This window comes from Photobacterium ganghwense (assembly GCF_003025595.1).
GTDB classification, from domain to species: domain Bacteria; phylum Pseudomonadota; class Gammaproteobacteria; order Enterobacterales; family Vibrionaceae; genus Photobacterium; species Photobacterium ganghwense.
The window spans coordinates 370,622-387,588 of record NZ_PYMI01000003.1; the positions used below are offsets into that span (position 1 = coordinate 370,622).

Sequence of the window (16,967 nt, forward strand, 5' to 3'; positions counted from 1 at the left end):
AACTTACAGCAAAATTATTTGTCTTTATCAGAGAGATACGTTTAGGCTTCTCGTTGAAATGCGCTGTTGAAATGGGGATTCAATGAAAAAGATTTTATTTGCCTTACTGGCAATTGTGCTGGTCGCGGTGATCGGCATTGTAGCTCTGCTGGCACTGGTTGACCCAAACCAGTTCAAGCCAATGATTGCCGAGCAGGTTAAGAAAGCCACCGGGCGTGAGCTGGTAATGGACGGGGATATCAGCTGGCGCTTTTTCCCAAGCGTGGGGCTGGATATCGGAAAAACGGAATTCCGTAATCCGGCAGGGTTTGCGGAAGAAAACCTGATGCGTTTTGACCGTGCAGAGTTGTCAGTATCGGTATTGCCGCTACTGTCAAATCAGCTGGAAATTGGCAATGTCAGCCTGCACGGCGGCCGGGTATTTATCCAAACGCTGAAATCAGGTAAGAGCAACCTGGATGGCCTGGGACAGGCAAAAGACGAATCCGGATCTGACACCTCAGCACAGGATACGGCTAAAGACACGGCCAATGCGCCAAAGCAAGCATGGGCTCTGTCACTGGAAGGCATTGAAATTGTGGATGCCAGTGCAGTGATTCGTGACGATAAAGCCGGTACGCTGACACAGGTCGACAAACTGGACTTTGTACTGAATCGCTTTGCGCCCGGTGAGTGGACCGCAGCCAGCTTTGACGTAACGGGCAAAAACGGTGAACTGAACTTCCAGGCGAAAGGCAATACTGAGCTGATGATTGCCAAAGCGATGGACACGGCTGAGCTGAAAAAGCTGAGTCTTCAAGCTGCAGTTAATGATCCGAAAAACGACATTCGTGGTTTTACCCTGGCGATGGATCAGTTCAAACTGGGTGAATGGTCGGCGATCGAGTTCGCGGTAGAAGGTCAGATTCCGGATTTGACGTTCGATGCCAAAGGCTCGACCCGCCTGAAAATGGATCCAGCATTAACTGTTGTTGATGTGCAAGCGTTGGATATGAAAGCCGACCTGAAGGGGGCGGTACTGCCGCGTCCGGAAATGAAGGTAGCCCTGAAAACCGATGCGACTTATCAGCTGAAAGAGCAGAAGGCGACTCTGTCGAACCTTGCGGCGGATATCGATGAACTGTCGTTGACTGGTAAAGGCTCATTTAAGTCTGCCAATGTGCCAGTCATTCGCATTGATTTGGCCTCAGACAACATTGATCTGGATGCCTTCCTGGGTACGGAAAAATCGGCACAGGAGCAGGCGGCAACACCGGCTGAAGGTGGCCAGAAACCACAGGCTCCGGCAGCGGCCAAAGATAAGGACGCAGAGCCGGATCTGTCGGCACTGAAAACCGTTGATTTGGCAGCGAATGTAGCAATCGGCAAATTCAAAGCCGCAAATGCCAAGCTGAGCGATGTGTTGCTGAAACTGACCATCAAAAACGGTGTGCTGAACATGTCATCGCTGGATGCCAAATTGTATCAGGGCAGTATTCACGCTACCGCGAAGCTGGATGCGAACGGCAAACTGCCAACTTACCGAGTGAACAAACAAATCAAAGGCGTTCAGGTTCACCCATTGCTGATGGATGTGGCGCAAAACGATGTGTTGGCCGGTACGGGCGATATCAGTGTTAACCTGTCAGGCACTGGTCTGTCGGAAAGTCGTATTCGCCAGAACGTTGCCGGCACACTGGCGATTAACTTTTCTGATGGCGCGATCTACGGTGTAAACATTCCTGAAATGATCCGTGAAGCGCGTGCGACCCTGAAAGGCAAGAAAGCCGACTATGTCGAAGAAGAGCGTAAAACGGACTTCTCTGCCATGAAAGCGACTTTCAAGGTAGGCAATGGGGTGGCCTCAACCGATAACATCGATGTCGATTCACCGCTGTTACGGGTGGATGGCAAGGGTTCGACCAACCTGATGTCTGAAGAGCTCAACTTCCTGATCAACACCTCTCTGGTGGCAACCAGCAAAGGGCAGGGCGGTAAAGACATTGATGAAGTGGCTAACTTGACTGTGCCGATTGATGTGAAAGGTAACTGGACGGAGCCGAAATTCGGGCTGAATCTGGCAATGCTGCTGAAGCAGAATAACGAGCTGGAGAAGAAAGCCAAGAAAGAGGTTGAGCGCGGTCTGGAGAAACTGTTGGGTGACAAAGCCAAAGATGAAGGCGTTAAAGACGTGGCCGACAAGCTGCTGAAAGGGCTTTTCAACTAAGTTGATCAATTAAAAATTGTTCAGCTAAGCATTGTTTAACTAAGCATCGTTCAACGCATAGCAGCTCAGCTAATTTTGCTCAATGAAGAGCTGTTTAAACTCAGGACTGTTCAACGAGAGCGAGAGGTTCGCTTTGAATGGGCTCAAGTTGATATCAATACAAGGCCTGCATCTGCAGGCCTTGTTGTTTGTACTGTATCAATGTTTTGCTGCTGTGATGAAAAACAGAGTACGGCAGCGAGGTTAGGACCGTTGAGGAAGCCTGAGGATTAGACAAAGGCTTTTTTCTTTTTCTGCGTTTTCTGATGCTCCAGGCTGTCCTGAAACGCTTTGAGTAAATCGACGGCAGACAACATGCCAACCAGCTCGCCAGATTTGTTCAGAACCGGTGCCGCTCCGATCTGGTGTTCCAGAATGGTGCCAATGGCTCTGGACAATGTGTCGTAGGTATGGACGGATACGACATCTGTGCACATGACATCCTGTATCAGCAAATCATCCGTTAGCTGATACTCGTGACCAATCTCCGGGGTTTCATCAACCCAGCCCGGCCGACGCAGTTCCCGATCGCTGACAATGCCGACCAGCTCACCCTGCGCGTCCACCACTGGCAGGTGGCGGATGGCTTCATCTTTCATCATGAAGAATGCCTCCCTCAACCCGGTGTGTGGCTCAACAGTAATGACTTTCGGCGTCATGTATTCAGACACTTTTGTTGGCATCTCATCTCCCCTCTAAGAGTGAATAGCTAAGACTGCATAGCTTGAGTGAATGGTTGTTGCCCCATCCACCCTAGCGAATTCCAGACAGGTTAACTGCGAGCCGCGCCCAAGTTTTACTTTTGTAAACGAATGCGTCTGGCGGGTACGCTTTACATATTGTCTGAGAGCAAAATCTGGTATGGTACGCTCCGGTTTTCATAATCTTGTGTGATTAAACACAGCCTTAATAAGGAGTTGAAGTGGATTCAGTGACCCAGGCTGCTCTCGGAGCAGCGGTGGCCGGAATGATTGCGGGTAGAAATTGCTCGCCGAAAGTCTTGCTGGCCGGGGCGGCATTAGGCACGCTTCCGGATTTAGATGTGCTAATCAGCTACGGCGATCCGGTTTCCGATATGGTCAACCACCGTGGCTTCAGCCATTCATTACTGGTGTTGCTGCCGTTTTCATTTTTGCTCAGCTGGATATGGCAAACTGTTAAGCCCACTCGCATGGGTTTGCCCCGATTGTGGCTGCTGGTTGCGGCGTGTTTGATTACCCATCCGTTGTTGGATGCCTTTACCAGTTATGGCACGCAGTTATTGTGGCCGCTGGCGCTACCGGTCGCGATATCCAGTATTTTTATTATCGATCCGCTCTACACTGTGCCTCTTTTGGTGTGTCTGGCCGCCAGTCTGATGTGGCGGGATAAAATGGCGCACCTGTGTCGGGTTGGTGTCGCGATCTCGTCGGTGTATCTGATCTGGTCGCTGGTTGCATACAGTCTGGTATCGCACCGCGTTGAAACGCAACTGGCGGACACCCCGCTGGCTGAAAGACCGGTCTTTATTACTCCAACGCCGTTTAATACCCTGCTTTGGCGTGTTGTTGTTCACGATGGCGCTTATTACTGGGAAGGGTTGACCTCACTGCTGGATAAAAACACCGAGGTCGATTTTATTGCCAAAAACCGTGGCCATTGGCCGATTGAAGAACGATCCAACTACCTGCAAATGATCGAGCGCTTTAGTGCGGGGTTTGTGAAATATGAGCAGCGTGATAACACACTGGTGGTAACGGACCTGCGTTTAGGCATTCTTGATTACATGCCGTTTCAGTTCTCGCTCGCGCAACAGGATGAAGCCGAAGAATGGCTGCTGACCGATCCGGTTCAGCTACCGACGCCGCCTGTTAAACCGAAGCATCTGCCGGCACTGTGGTTGCGATTGCTGGGAAATCAGGATATTGATGCTAATTTGTGCCATGTCTCGGAGTGCCCTCATCCGGTAACATTTGCCAGCAACTAACGATCATGAATGACGATGAGCAATATGTCATAGATATTAACTGTTCGTTTTGAGCAACGGCTGACAATTGGTCAAATGACAAACCCGGTAAACCTTGGTGAGCCGGGTTTTTCTTTTTGACGTCCTTTCATTGGTTCCGTATTGCGGCCTTCGTCTTTTTTTGTGTGGTGGTTCTGGCAAGAAGTCGGCGGTAAGTGGGTTGGAAGGTATGAGGACTGAACGTTCTGTGTATCCAATGCTGGATAAATATTCGGATGAGTGATTTAACAACCAATGGATGCCCGGTTTGTTGCGGAGAGGTAAATAACGGGTTTCTCAATAGTATTCATCCTGTGGAATAAAATGGGTGGAAAGAAAGCAAATTTCCGTCATTTGTCACATAAATATAAGTTACTGAAATTACTAAGTAGATTCGCATAGCCAGTGATTTAATTCGCTCAGTATACTTGTCGTCCTGATTAAAAGGTTAATTATTATCCCGCTTGTGGGATATGCATTTTTCGATATAGGGAGATAGCGAGTATGCTGTATCTGGAGTTTTTATTCCTCCTTCTCGTGTTATATACCGGTAGCCGGTTTGGTGGTATCGGCCTGGGCGTCGTGTCGGGGCTCGGTCTGCTGGTTGAAGTGTTTGTTTTCCGAATGCCGCCCACCTCCCCGCCAATCACGGTAATGTTGATTATTCTTGCCGTGGTGACCTGTGCATCTATTCTGGAAGCCGCTGGTGGCCTGAAATATATGTTGCAGGTTGCTGAGCGTATCCTGCGCAGTAATCCAAAGCGCGTTACTTTCCTCGGTCCGCTGGTGACATACACCATGACGTTCATGTTGGGAACCGGTCACGCGGTTTACTCCATCATGCCGATCATCGGGGATGTGGCTCTGAAAAACGGCATCCGCCCGGAGCGACCAATGGCCGCTTCTTCTGTGGCTTCGCAGCTGGCGATTACTGCCAGTCCAATTTCTGCCGCAGTGGTCTATTACCTTGCCCAACTTTCCGGTGTTCAGGAAAGCATTCACCTGCTGACGATCCTGATGGTGACAGTGCCTTCAACATTGCTGGGTACCCTGCTACTGTCGCTGTACAGCCTGCGCCGTGGTGCTGATCTGGAAGACGATCCTGAGTATCAGCGTCGTCTGCGTGATCCGCTGTGGAAAGACAAAATCCTGAATACCACGTCCACGTCGCTCGACGAAATCCTGCCGGCGTCGGCCAAACATGCCGTGCTGCTGTTTCTGTTAGCGCTGATATCGATTGTGTTTGTGGCGATGGTGCCGGAAGTCCGTACTATTGGCGATGAGAAGGCGATTCCGATGTCTGTCATCATCCAGATGATGATGCTGGCGTTTGGTGGTCTGATTCTGTTGGTAACAGGCACAAATGTTCAGAAAGTCCCGGAAGGGGTGGTTTTCAAATCTGGTATGGTGGCGGCCATTGCGATTTTTGGTATCGCCTGGATGAGTGATACCTACTTCCAGTACGCGATGCCGTCATTCAAATCGGGCATCACTGAAATGGTGCAGGAATACCCATGGACCTTCGCACTGGCGCTGTTCATCGTTTCGGTGGTGGTGAACAGCCAGGCGGCTACTGCGCGTATGATGCTGCCGGTAGGGATGGCGATGGGACTGAATCCGGCTCTGTTGATTGGTTTGATGCCAGCTACGTACGGCTATTTCTTTATTCCTAACTATCCGTCAGACATCGCGACCTGCAACTTTGACGTGACCGGGACAACCAAAATCGGTAAGTGGTACTTTAACCATAGCTTTATGATGCCGGGCCTGATTGGTGTGATCTCGGCGTGTGCAATAGGTTATACCATTGCTCAAATTGTTGTTTAATCGAAATTAAGTCTCGGATACCGAATGCCATCAGGTTGATCCTGTTGGCATTTTTTTATGATTATTGTTTGATATTCATGCTGAATTTTAAAAGCAATCATAGATTCATGCTTTTTCAGAATAAAGGTGTGCTCTGATAACAGCAAATAGCTATAGTGATTAAAAACGCGCCAAACGAAATTCCTTTTCTTCAGCCGCGTTTCAGGGAATAAGACATAAAATGCTTCGTATAGATTGTGCAGTCAGCAATCTGTAGCGGTTTATTGGTGATTAGCGATCCTGATTTTTAGGGTATGACCTCCAGCTGTTTAGCCGCCCCGAAAGTGCCAACAGAGGTGAATAATGAAAAAGACTGAATTGGATGTGCTACGGGCAAGGATGCATGACAAAGCACTACAGAAAGCGCTGGATTTCTACCGAAAGAAGCATCGCAAAGAGCGTGTCGCCCGATGTGACGCAGATTAAATAACCCTGGATATCATCGGGTGGAGTAATGGCTCTTTGTTTGCTTATTCATTTCGGCTGTTTGATAAAACGTTCTGAGACAATCACCGGATAAATTCTGTTTTATATCGTGCACTGCGTGAATATCGCGGAACGGCAGACCGGGCAAACGCCCTTATAAAGGCTTAATGAAAAAGGGAGTGTAGCGACACTCCCTTTTTGTTTTCAGCAATCTGGTGGCTTTCTGGATTTATCCGTATTCGCGTCTGGCTGTAGTGATCCGCTTTTGTCAGTCTTCCGACTGATTTTTTGCCGGATCAGTGAGCTTCTCATACGGCCAGTAATGGTGCCCGACACGGATAAGCAGCGTGGCAGCGGCCAGAATAAAGGCTGCCAGGGCCAGCCAGACAACATAAATACCATCCAACTCTTTCATGCCGAGTGTGATGTATCGGGCGATCGCCATGATGGCGATATAAATCGGATAACGAACCGGGATCTTACCGTTGGTGACAAATTGCTGCACCATGGCTAGTACTTCCAGGTAAATGAACATCAGCAGAATATCTGTCAGCTGAATTTGCTTGTTCACGTACACGTGAATGAACTCGTTGACCATGGCTGCGAGGGTTGCCAGGGTAATCGCAACCAGCAGAATGGCTTCCAGAATATGGAAGATTTTCATAAAGGGCCGGGTAAACTGCGGCGGTAACTGGGAAGACATGGTCAATCCTTTTAGCAAGATAATGATTTCATTATATTAAGCTTGCCGGAAAACTGGAATGATTCTGTTACGTTATAGGGGAAACAGTGTGGTTGAAAGGCTGGTGAGCCAGGATACAGAAAGGCCGCCGTCTGCAGGAGTGTTCTTTACCGGCAGCCTGCAGTGAGTTCAATGCTTGATGAATAAAGTGAAATTCAGCGGGGCAGGTAGTAACCGGCACAAGTTTGCACCGGTATCCCATTATTACCAGTCAACGCCTTTACGGGCTTTAATACCGCTTTCGAAGGCGTGTTTGACATTGCGAACTTCCGAAACGGTATCCGCCATTTCAATCAGGCTGCGGTGTGCGCCACGTCCGGTTACAACCACTGATTGCATGGCCGGACGGTTTTGAATGGCTTCTAAGACCTCTTCCAGCTCAATGTAGCCGTAGGTCACCATGTAAGTCAGCTCATCCAGCAGAACCACATCGTAACTGTCGTCAGCCAGCATTATTTTACACTCAGCCCAGGTTGATTGCGCTGCCTGCGTGTCTGCCTCTTTGTTTTGGGTTTCCCAGGTAAACCCGGTTGCCATGACCGCAAAATTTACTCCGTGCTGTTCCAGCAGTGCACGCTCGCCGCAGTCCCAGGTACCTTTGATGAACTGGCCGACGCCGCATTTCTGACCATGGCCAACTGCGCGTGCGATAGTGCCAAAGCCGCTGGTGGATTTGCCTTTACCGTTTCCGGTAATGATCAAAAACAGGCCTTTTTCTTGCTGGGCCGCATCGACGCGTGCATCAACTTCTTCTTTGATTTTCTGCTGACGGGCTTTGTAACGTTCGTCTTTCTGATTCTGGTCTGCCATGAGAACCTTATTCCGTTTGTTAGGATGAGAGGCTTGCTAATAACACAAGATAACCCGCGATTTCTGCAAGCTGCTGTGTGGCACCCAGACAGTCTCCGGTGTAGCCACCCAGTTGCCGGGTAAACCATCGGCCACACAAGTGGCGGACAAGCAGTAGTGCAACGGTAACCCCGATTGCTGTCGATAGCGGTAAAAGCAGTAATATAAACAAACCGGTAAAAATTAAAACCCACAAATCTTGATGACTTTGCTGAGTCGCCAGCGGTTTCACCTTGCTTTGCTGATCCAACTGGACATAGGGATAACTGAAGATCAGACTGGCGGCGATGGCCCTGCTCAGGCCGTGCATCACAATCAATGCGGTAGCGGCCAGTTCAATGTTGAGTGTCGCCAGCTCGGTCAGCAGTGTCCATTTCAGCCCTAAGCTGATGAACAGAGCGGCAGCGCCATATGTACCCAGCCGGGAGTCTTTCATGATGGTGAGTTTTTGCGCCACATCCCAACCACCGCCAAACCCGTCAAACACGTCTGCCAGACCATCCTCATGGAATGCGCCGGTCAGTAATAAGCTGGCTCCCATCGCCAGCAATACTGCGACGGAAACCGGCAGAAAATTCGCACTCAGCCAGAAGACCGCCGCGCTGCACAAACCGATCAGTACCCCAACCAGCGCAAAGTAGCGATTGGCCTGATTCAACCGCTCCGGTGAATAGGGGGTATCGGCTGGTATCGGGATGCGGGTGAAAAAGGCTAATGCGATGAGAAAGGTCTGCCATTGCTTGTTCATGAAGGTTCCTGGCTGAAGGCGATGCGATAAGTAGCTGTAAGGTACTGAAAATGGTTAGGGAAATCTATATCGTGAGAAAGCTATACCGTAAGAAAGCGATATCGTAAAAAGAATAACAAGATGCACCGTCGGAATAATCATAAAAGAAGCCGCCAGGGCAATAATAATAGCCAGTGATATTGTGGGAATACAAAGGGATGGAGATGAGGGGTAGATAGGAGTGATTAACGATTTTCTCCCGCCATTCCTGCTCCGGATAAGGCATTTTTGAGCATTGAGCGCGTCGGTGGATGTAAGTCAAGCGATCAGCTAACTGAACGTAACGGGTTGGTGAAGCAAGGCCGTTTCAATTCAGACTCTCGTCACTTAGATGAAAACCGCTGATACACTTGGTATTGTTTATATTCTGGTGCATATTGAGACGGATGAGCACCGAGACAAGAACACGGTAAAACGCAGTATCAGCCAGATACTGACCACACAGAACAGGATTGTGCTTAGTTGCCGTTAGTTAGAGATAATTGTAAAAATGACAGGAAGTGAGGATTAAATGAGCTGCATATTTTGTGAGATCGTGGCCGGGAATGCACCGTGTCATAAAGTTTGGGAAGATGAAGACCATCTGGCATTTCTGTCTATTTTCCCCAATACCAAAGGGTTTACTGTCGTTATTCCTAAAGCTCATCATGGCAGTTACGCCTTTGAACAATCGGATGAGGTGCTGAGCAAACTGGTGTTGGCTACCAAACAGGTTGCCCGATTGCTGGATAAATCCTTCGAGAATGTCGCACGGACCGGTATGTTTTTTGAAGGATACGGCGTCGATCACTTGCACAGTAAATTGTTCCCGATGCACGGAACAGGAAATGATTCCCGTTTCCAACCGGTAGAATCAGTGTCTGACAAATACTTTGAGCAATATGAAGGCTACCTTTCTTCCCATGACAGTCATCGCGCTGATGATGCCGAGTTAGCCAGTGTGGCGGCGCACATCCGTCAGGTAGCGGAGAAATCAGTGTAACAAATGGTCTGAACCGTATTGTTTTAACTGTCGTTGTAAGCAGGTTTAGAGCAAGTTACCTGAACTAATACAAGTTACCTGCTCCGGTCTGTACAGAATTGTTTCATGAGGCCGTCTCACAGAATTATTTACAGTCTCGAGACGGCTTTAGCTTAACGGGCATGATCAGGACGAATACTCAGTACTCGCTGAGAACATCATCCAGTAATCGATCAATAGCCTGTACCACGTCATCGCTGGCACTTTCCATGGCTTCAATATGCTGGAGTAGTGCCTGTGATGACTGATGTAACCCTGCATGTAATGCGTTTTTACCGGAATCATGCACTAACTGGTGTGGCGGGTTCAGTTTGCTGAAACTCGGTAAATGGCTGTATTTTTCCATGCCCGCGCCCTCAAAGTACCACTTGCCCAGACGGCATTCGGTATGGGCATTCAGGACAGAGGCAAAGTTTCGCTGTTCGATTTGGCTATAGACATTGTTTTTCCAGACCGTGTGATCAAGTTTCACCGTATCAAGAAAAGCCCTTGTGGATGCAGCTCTAATCACTTCCTGCATGTGCTTAGACTTAGTGAGTACGTCAGAAACTACGATCTCAATTTGTGTCGCTGATGTGGCAACATCATCGGCGCAATGACGATTTTCATTGATTGATTTTTTGATGCCGTCAGTTTGCGATTGTACCTGATTGACCAGTGATTCAATATCCGAACTGGCGCTCTGAGCTTTACCGGCCAGGTTTCTGACTTCACTGGCAACCACGGCAAACCCACGTCCTGCTTCACCGGCCCGTGCGGCTTCAATGGCGGCATTCAGGGCTAATAGGTTGGTCTGCGATGAGATTTCCTGAATCATTCCGACTAATTTTCCGATAGCGTTGGCCGTGTTGTCCAGCACAATGGCAGATTCCATGCTCTCCTGTGCCTGCTGTTCGATTTTTTCCGCTCTTGAAGTGAGCCGTCTTAACGCCTGATGAGTTTGAGAAAACATTTCATCAAGCTCTTTTAGTGCCTCATTTTCTTGCTCCAGACTCTCCGCGCTGCTGGCTAAGCCATTACGGATCGTTTCCAGCATTCCACTGCCGCGCAGATGTAAATTCAGCAGAGCAATCTCTAAAGTGTTGGATTGTTTTTCTAGATCGAGTTTCTGGTGAAGCTGGCTTAATTCAGCATTAAGTTCCTGGATTTCAGCTTGATGGTTTTCTCGTTCTTGCTGTAATTGTCGCCGTAGTGACTCGACTTCTCTTTTTATTGTTTTATTTAAAAGCATAAAATTCTCAAGGCTGACTTAATTGAGATGAATGTAAATAACTTCTTTCTGGCAGTATACGAAGTTCGCATCCCTCGGAATGTAAGACGAATCACGAATAGTTATTCGCAACGTGGGTATTTGGGGGCAGGAAGAGGATCTTCTAAAAACCGATTATTGGTTGCCTGTGTTTTAATTGAACGGCTGGTCATGGTTTTGGTATCGCTCACTTTTTGCTTGTCCTGCTTCCTGTGTTAGCACTGAGTGAGTGTGCATGCATCTGTCAGGTTATCGATGGGTACCCAGCCAGAGGTTTCGACTTTATTGCTACAATTTGGAAATTCACACCATATCCAACCGTTCATACGGGTTGATCCATACAGTGTATCCCCTTCATCCACGTTTAATTCCCGCGCGGTATAGCTTTTAAGTGCAATGGCCGTGTCATTGGTTATTCTTTTGAAAATTTGCTCGGGAACCCATCCGGCTGCACCGTCTTCAGTCCGGCAATAAAACCAGTTGTGCCACTCTTCCTGACCTTGATATTCTTCGCCTACGAACAATGTGGCGCCTTTCGCAAAATGAATAGGGTGAGGGTATTCACTTCGATGCTGGCGTGTGACTTTGTACAGTTTCATCTTTTCCCTTTTCAGTAAAAATGTGACAGCACTTCCTTCGGCTGCTTTGTGAATAATTAAAGAAGCATTGAGCGTATTTAATTGCCGTAGTGGTTAACGGCCAGCTTCTACCATAGTGATAATCTTCCTCGCTTTTTCAAAATGATCCAGCTGATGAGTGTGTATCCACCAAGTCGCCGCTTCCATCAGTAATTCCGGGTCATCGTTTTTATTGGCAAAGAATGCATAAAAAGAAACCCCCACGTTTTCTCCTTTCTTCGCGATCTTTTTTGTACAAACGTCGATGATTTTTTCTCTTAATGAGTGGCGCATAATGCTGGTTATCCATTTTCCGTTTTGTTGGTGCAAACTGATTGCCGCTTTGGATAACATTATCCAGTTGTTGCGGCACCCGTTGCTTAATACTGCGCCCCATCAATTTTTCTGACCGGAATACTTTGCAGTAATTCGGTGTCAGCCATTTTCATGTTGATCGCTATTATCTGGGAAGCGCATTGAGGCGTGGTTTTATAGTGCGTGATACAGCCGCAGAGGTGACAGCGGTGGAACTCAACTTCTTTGTCACCCCAGATGTAGAATATTGACCTTTCTTTTGCAAAACTGATCACCACCTCTTGCGGTGGGTAGTACGCCCATGATGCGGCATAACGGCGGCAAATAGAGCAATTACATTCACCCACTTCTTCAGGCTTATAGTTCGCTTTCAGGGTGATATTTCCACAGTGGCATGAGACTTCCATGTTAATCCTCTATTTTTATTTATAGCTTGTTAAGTAAGCTTGTTAGTGTGCTGCTTGTATTTACGTCTGGCGTGTGTAGAGTCCGTGGTCGGTAACCAAGTTTCTTTTTTCATATCGCTGGCTAGCTCCTGCGCAACCCATTTATCCATCGAGGGTACGGAATCGTCACATCTGGTTGTTCAACGGTGCTATAACAGTGGACCGCGGCGTATCTCCATGTTGGTGCAATGTACGCATGGGGACTATTGAAGATAATCAACACTCATTGGCTGACTGCTGAGGAATAATTAAGACTAAGCCGCCAAGAAAATCGAATACGGCCAGTGTAGCGGATATGTGGCAGCTATGTGAATCCCTGTATTGCAACCTGAATGTTTCAACGCATTTATATTGGCGGTGATCTGAGAAAGGGACGATATTGAAGAAAAACAGGATTCAGCCAAGCGTATGTGGTGTTTGAATCCTGCAAAAATTGGCGGTAAAAGTGTTAGCGTTGAGCTTGAGTCACTTAATTCGAGTTTCTTAAACCTTTAAGAATAGAGAGTGCGCCACTTTCAGTGTGCTCGATAAGCATGCTTTGGGTCTCCCCTTCGACGTTTGTCAGAGCACCCATGGGTAAGACATTGAGATTGACCAGTTCTCCGGTCCATTCCAGATAATAGATCTTGCCCGGGTTAAATGTGCCGTTAACTTTTAATTCTTTAAACCAGTCACTACGATTTACCTTTGGCATCGTAATGACATGCTCACCAGGCTCAAGGTCTACGCGAAGAAAGCCGCCATTTGTCAGACAGCCTTTTTCAACCTCATCAATGATGACGGGACGACAAATCAGTGCTCCAACAAATTTACTTTGCCTCATCAGATACAGGGCACTTTTATCGCTGTCGACTTTTACAGAGTTATCAAATTTTGCGCCGGTCGTCACACAGCCGGAAAGGAGCATCACTGCCAGGCAGTGAAAAAACAGCACTAACTTTTTCATTTCTTTCTCATTGGATGAATGGATAACGCAATAATATGCTTCGTGTAACAATATGTTAAGAAATAAATGAAAGTTATTCTCATGTATTTGTGATCAAGATTAAAAAAGTGTCTTTAGCGGCTTGGGCAATGTAAATGACGATACCGCGTCGAACGATGATTCAATCGAATAAAATAAGTTCAAAAATAGGGTGTCGGTGAAAAGCAATTAATACATATAGCCTAGCCAGTCGATTGAGCCGTTATTCCAGACTTTGCCACTGATCGATTTAATGAAAAGATCGTCGACATGCTCAGTCGCCACACCATAACTTTGATGTTCATGTAATCTTAACCAGGTATTTGGCTCGCTGACTTGGGTAAAACCGTGACGTGTATAGAAGGCTGCCAAATCGGAAATCAGGATAATGAAGTCAACATCTTTTGTTATGGCATAATCGCTGAGTTCAGTTAACATCGCTGAGCCTATACCTTTTCCCCGATAATTCGCGTCGATGCAAAAATCAATAATTCCCAGTATTTTTAGTGGGGTCTCAGCGACATTGATGACCCGATAATCCAGCCCCATATAACCGACAAGTGTGTCATCCCGGTATTTCGTCACTCGCATATGGGGTAATTGCTTGTAATAAGAACGTGCTACCTGATGCTCGGGGAATGCGGCATTTCGCAACCGAGTAATTGCTTCGTGCTCTTGGCGGGATACATCAATTTCAGCTGTGATTTTCAATATTTCACTCTTCTGTTTTTTAAATCTGGCATTGGCCTGTGGCTGGACTTGTTTAGCGGTCACTTCGCGGCAGGCTGTGATTTACGCGCAGGTGTTAACCCCAGAACTTGTCGCTCTGACACGGTATATTCATCCGGTCTACTATGTCACGGGGATCATCTGGCATTTGAGATCTAAGGCATGAAGGATAGGGTAGTGTTGAGGCCGTGCGAAGCTATTGATGAATTTATTTTCAGCAGCAGTCACAGGATTGGCGGGCAGGCTTGAAGATAGGCAGGCAAACTGCTATTGCTGAGGTACTGGCTATGGGTCTTAATGGGTAACAGGAGAGGGTATGGTGCAACGGGTTTTGGTCGTCTGCATGGGTAATATTTGTCGTTCACCGACGGCTGAAGCGGTATTACGGACTAAAGTGGCAGAACGTGGGCTGTCCATGGAGATCGATTCTGCCGGGACAATAGGTTATCACGCAGGAGAGTTGCCTGATCCGCGTTCTCGTGCAGCAGGGGAAGCTCGGGGATACAGTTTTTCGGGGATGCGTGCCCGCCAGGTTATTCCGGAGGATTTTGAAGTATTTGACCTGATATTAGCGGCAGATAACGCTAACTTACGGGATCTTCAGGCCATTTGTCCGGCTGACTATCGACACAAGGTGAAGTTGTTTATGGCGTATGGCCGCAGCGGCGTCACCGAAATTCCAGACCCGTATTACGGTGGCCCTCACGGCTTTGAACATGTTTTGGACTTAGTGGAAGACGCAGCTGAAGCACTGCTGGATACATTGCCGATTCGCTGAGTGGCGTTCACGTTTCGTGACGATCGCTCAGGTATGTTCTTCACGTCTGTAATATGCAATGAAACGCCCGCATTACGCGGGCGTTTTGATTTAGCTGTTAACATCTTTCTGCGCGAGGTAACCAGCACCAAAAATCCAGAGCAAGGAAGCCAGCGCCAGAAAACCAGCACCACAAAACGACTATCGTGGCTGGTTAGCCCAGAGTATCGGTCGCTACTTTGTACGTCGGGTCTTCCATCAGGTTAACTTCCACCAGATTACCGGCCTTTTTCAGCAGGGAACGACATTCAGGACTTAAGTGACGGATGTGCAGCGTTTTACCCTGGCTGGCATAGCGCTCGGCGATGGTATCAATGGCTTCGACTGCAGAGTGATCAGCAACACGCGACTGAGCAAAATCAATGATCACGTCTTGTGGATCATTTTTTGAGTCAAACAGGTCCAGGAAATGAGAAACTGAGCCGAAGAACAGCGGACCGTTCACTTCATAGATTTTCGAGCCGTTCTCATCGGTGTGGCTGGTGGCGAAAATATGCTTGGCATGTTCCCAGGCAAAAACCAGGGCAGAGTAGATCACACCCGCCAGTACTGCCAGTGCCAGGTCGAACGCCACAGTGACCCCTGTCACCAGGATGATGGCGAAAAAGTCATGTTTTGGTACCTTGCGTGCCAGCTTGAAGGTTGCCCATTCGAAGGTGCCGATCACGACCATGAACATCACACCAACCAGCGCCGCCAGCGGGATCATTTCAATCAGATCAGAGCCGAACAGAATGAACAGCAGCAGACCCACGGCCCCTGTGATGCCTGACAGACGGCCACGGCCTCCGGAATTAATGTTGATCATTGACTGGCCGATCATCGCACAGCCACCCATTGCACCAAACACCGAACAGGTCATGTTAGCCAGGCCCTGGCCGACACATTCCCGGTTCCCCTGACCGCGTGTTCCGGTCATTTCGTCAATCACGGTCAGCGTCAGCAGCGACTCAATCAGGCCAACGGCTGCCAGAATCAGAGAGTACGGCAGAATAATCTTCAAGGTTTCCAGATTGAAGCCAACTTCAGGCAGCGCAAACGTCGGCAGTGAACCTGCCAGAGTAGCGTCGGCATTGCCACTCATCGAGCGGACAAAATCAATCACCGTACGGGTATCCAGGCCCAGGCCGTGTACCAACGCGGTAACGGTGATAATTGCAACCAGTGAAGACGGAACAGCTTTGGTCAGTTTAGGCAGGAAGTAAATGATGGCCATCGTCAGGGCCACCAGGCCCAGCATGAGGTAAAGTTGGGTACCCTGCATCCACTGAAGCGCCCCGGTTGCATCCGGTACTTTAAACTGGCCAAGCTGAGCGAGGAAAATAACGATCGCCAGACCATTCACAAAACCGATCATGACCGGATGAGGAACCATACGGATGAACTTACCCAGTTTAAAGGCACCGGCGAGGATCTGGAATACGCCCGCCAGCATGATAGCAGCAAACAGGTACTGGATTCCGTGTTCGGCAACCAGGCTGACCATGACAACGGCCATAGCACCGGTGGCACCGGAAATCATACCCGGGCGGCCGCCAAGAACCGCGGTAACCAGGCCGACGATGAACGCGGCATACAGGCCGACCATTGGGTCGACACCGGCAACGAAAGCGAAGGCAACAGCCTCCGGAACAAGAGCCAGGGCAACGGTCAGCCCTGAAAGAACGTCATTTTTGACTGACTGTCTTGAAAATTGTGGGAACTCAAACATGATGATTCGATTTGCTTTGGGTCTGGTGATGACAAAGAGCGTACAAAGGCCGTGATCCTACAGAAATCTGTGATTCGGTTCAACTTTTGTTCAACTTGTTTAGCAAGATTTGTCTCGGAATGTAAAAAAGCTTGATGGCTATTACGTTTATTTTGAAAAACGTGTGATTTTGCAGGTAGTGGGCATGTCTGCGGTGTGC

17 protein-coding genes are annotated in these 16,967 nt (G+C 48.4%); 6 read left to right on the forward strand and 11 right to left on the reverse strand.

All coding sequences use genetic code 11. From position 1 onward, the window contains the following. Positions 1-82: 82 nt before the first annotated feature. A complete protein-coding gene (locus C9I92_RS12160) occupies positions 83-2,206 on the forward strand; it encodes an AsmA family protein (RefSeq protein ID WP_047883377.1) in 2,124 nt (707 codons plus the stop codon). A gap of 269 nt (positions 2,207-2,475) precedes the next feature. On the opposite strand, the gene C9I92_RS12165 is transcribed toward C9I92_RS12160, so the two are convergent. Then, positions 2,476-2,928: a CBS domain-containing protein gene (locus C9I92_RS12165; RefSeq protein ID WP_047883378.1), complete on the reverse strand. Its 453-nt coding sequence runs from the start codon at positions 2,926-2,928 to the stop codon at positions 2,476-2,478. Positions 2,929-3,167: 239 nt separating this feature from the next. Here C9I92_RS12165 and C9I92_RS12170 point away from each other — a divergent pair, with 239 nt between their 5' ends. The 3 genes from C9I92_RS12170 (at position 3,168) to C9I92_RS25790 (ending at position 6,521) form a co-directional block, all read left to right on the forward strand. Beyond that, on the forward strand, positions 3,168-4,211 hold the full coding sequence (locus tag C9I92_RS12170) for a metal-dependent hydrolase (RefSeq protein ID WP_047883379.1): 1,044 nt from the start codon (positions 3,168-3,170) through the stop codon (positions 4,209-4,211). Between the two features lie 522 nt (positions 4,212-4,733). Then, positions 4,734-6,056 carry an anaerobic C4-dicarboxylate transporter gene (locus C9I92_RS12175; RefSeq protein ID WP_047883380.1) on the forward strand — a complete coding sequence of 441 codons (1,323 nt, stop codon included), beginning with the start codon at positions 4,734-4,736 and terminating at the stop codon, positions 6,054-6,056. Between the two features lie 342 nt (positions 6,057-6,398). Further along, positions 6,399-6,521: a hypothetical protein gene (locus tag C9I92_RS25790; RefSeq protein WP_277991780.1), complete on the forward strand. Its 123-nt coding sequence runs from the start codon at positions 6,399-6,401 to the stop codon at positions 6,519-6,521. 268 nt (positions 6,522-6,789) lie between these two features. On the opposite strand, the gene C9I92_RS12180 is transcribed toward C9I92_RS25790, so the two are convergent. The 3 genes from C9I92_RS12180 to C9I92_RS12190 form a co-directional block, all read right to left on the reverse strand. Continuing rightward, positions 6,790-7,224 (reverse strand): phosphate-starvation-inducible protein PsiE, encoded by a 435-nt coding sequence (locus C9I92_RS12180; RefSeq protein WP_047883381.1) that lies wholly within the window; start codon positions 7,222-7,224, stop codon positions 6,790-6,792. Positions 7,225-7,467: 243 nt separating this feature from the next. Next, positions 7,468-8,073, reverse strand: a complete 606-nt coding sequence (gene cobO / locus C9I92_RS12185; RefSeq protein WP_047883382.1) for a cob(I)yrinic acid a,c-diamide adenosyltransferase — start codon at positions 8,071-8,073, stop codon at positions 7,468-7,470. Between the two features lie 19 nt (positions 8,074-8,092). Beyond that, positions 8,093-8,860, reverse strand: coding sequence for an adenosylcobinamide-GDP ribazoletransferase (locus C9I92_RS12190; RefSeq protein WP_047883383.1), 768 nt, complete (start codon positions 8,858-8,860; stop codon positions 8,093-8,095). Positions 8,861-9,410: 550 nt separating this feature from the next. Between C9I92_RS12190 and C9I92_RS12195 the strand changes: the two genes are divergently transcribed. Beyond that, positions 9,411-9,881, forward strand: a complete 471-nt coding sequence (locus C9I92_RS12195) for an HIT family protein (RefSeq protein WP_047883384.1) — start codon at positions 9,411-9,413, stop codon at positions 9,879-9,881. 178 nt (positions 9,882-10,059) lie between these two features. Here the strand turns inward: C9I92_RS12195 and C9I92_RS12200 are convergent, their stop codons facing one another. The 6 genes from C9I92_RS12200 to C9I92_RS12225 form a co-directional block, all read right to left on the reverse strand. Continuing rightward, on the reverse strand, positions 10,060-11,151 hold the full coding sequence (locus C9I92_RS12200; RefSeq protein ID WP_047883385.1) for a methyl-accepting chemotaxis protein: 1,092 nt from the start codon (positions 11,149-11,151) through the stop codon (positions 10,060-10,062). A 233-nt stretch (positions 11,152-11,384) separates the two neighbouring features. Continuing rightward, a complete protein-coding gene (locus C9I92_RS12205) occupies positions 11,385-11,768 on the reverse strand; it encodes an SH3 domain-containing protein (protein WP_047883386.1) in 384 nt (127 codons plus the stop codon). Between the two features lie 93 nt (positions 11,769-11,861). Then, on the reverse strand, positions 11,862-12,080 hold the full coding sequence (locus tag C9I92_RS12210) for a DUF6500 family protein (protein ID WP_047883615.1): 219 nt from the start codon (positions 12,078-12,080) through the stop codon (positions 11,862-11,864). 86 nt (positions 12,081-12,166) lie between these two features. After that, positions 12,167-12,508, reverse strand: a complete 342-nt coding sequence (locus tag C9I92_RS12215) for a GFA family protein (RefSeq protein ID WP_047883387.1) — start codon at positions 12,506-12,508, stop codon at positions 12,167-12,169. 508 nt (positions 12,509-13,016) lie between these two features. Beyond that, complete coding sequence (locus C9I92_RS12220; RefSeq protein ID WP_047883388.1) at positions 13,017-13,493, reverse strand: DUF2846 domain-containing protein; 477 nt, start codon at positions 13,491-13,493, stop codon at positions 13,017-13,019. Positions 13,494-13,700: 207 nt separating this feature from the next. Next, positions 13,701-14,222 (reverse strand): GNAT family N-acetyltransferase, encoded by a 522-nt coding sequence (locus C9I92_RS12225; RefSeq protein ID WP_047883616.1) that lies wholly within the window; start codon positions 14,220-14,222, stop codon positions 13,701-13,703. A 337-nt stretch (positions 14,223-14,559) separates the two neighbouring features. On the opposite strand from C9I92_RS12225, the gene C9I92_RS12230 reads away from it, so the two are divergent. Further along, the gene (locus C9I92_RS12230; protein WP_207103680.1) at positions 14,560-15,018 is read left to right on the forward strand and encodes a low molecular weight protein-tyrosine-phosphatase; all 459 of its coding nucleotides are present in this window, start codon (positions 14,560-14,562) and stop codon (positions 15,016-15,018) included. A gap of 193 nt (positions 15,019-15,211) precedes the next feature. Here the strand turns inward: C9I92_RS12230 and C9I92_RS12235 are convergent, their stop codons facing one another. Beyond that, positions 15,212-16,768 carry a SulP family inorganic anion transporter gene (locus tag C9I92_RS12235; RefSeq protein ID WP_047883390.1) on the reverse strand — a complete coding sequence of 519 codons (1,557 nt, stop codon included), beginning with the start codon at positions 16,766-16,768 and terminating at the stop codon, positions 15,212-15,214. Between the last annotated feature and the right edge of the window lie 199 nt (positions 16,769-16,967).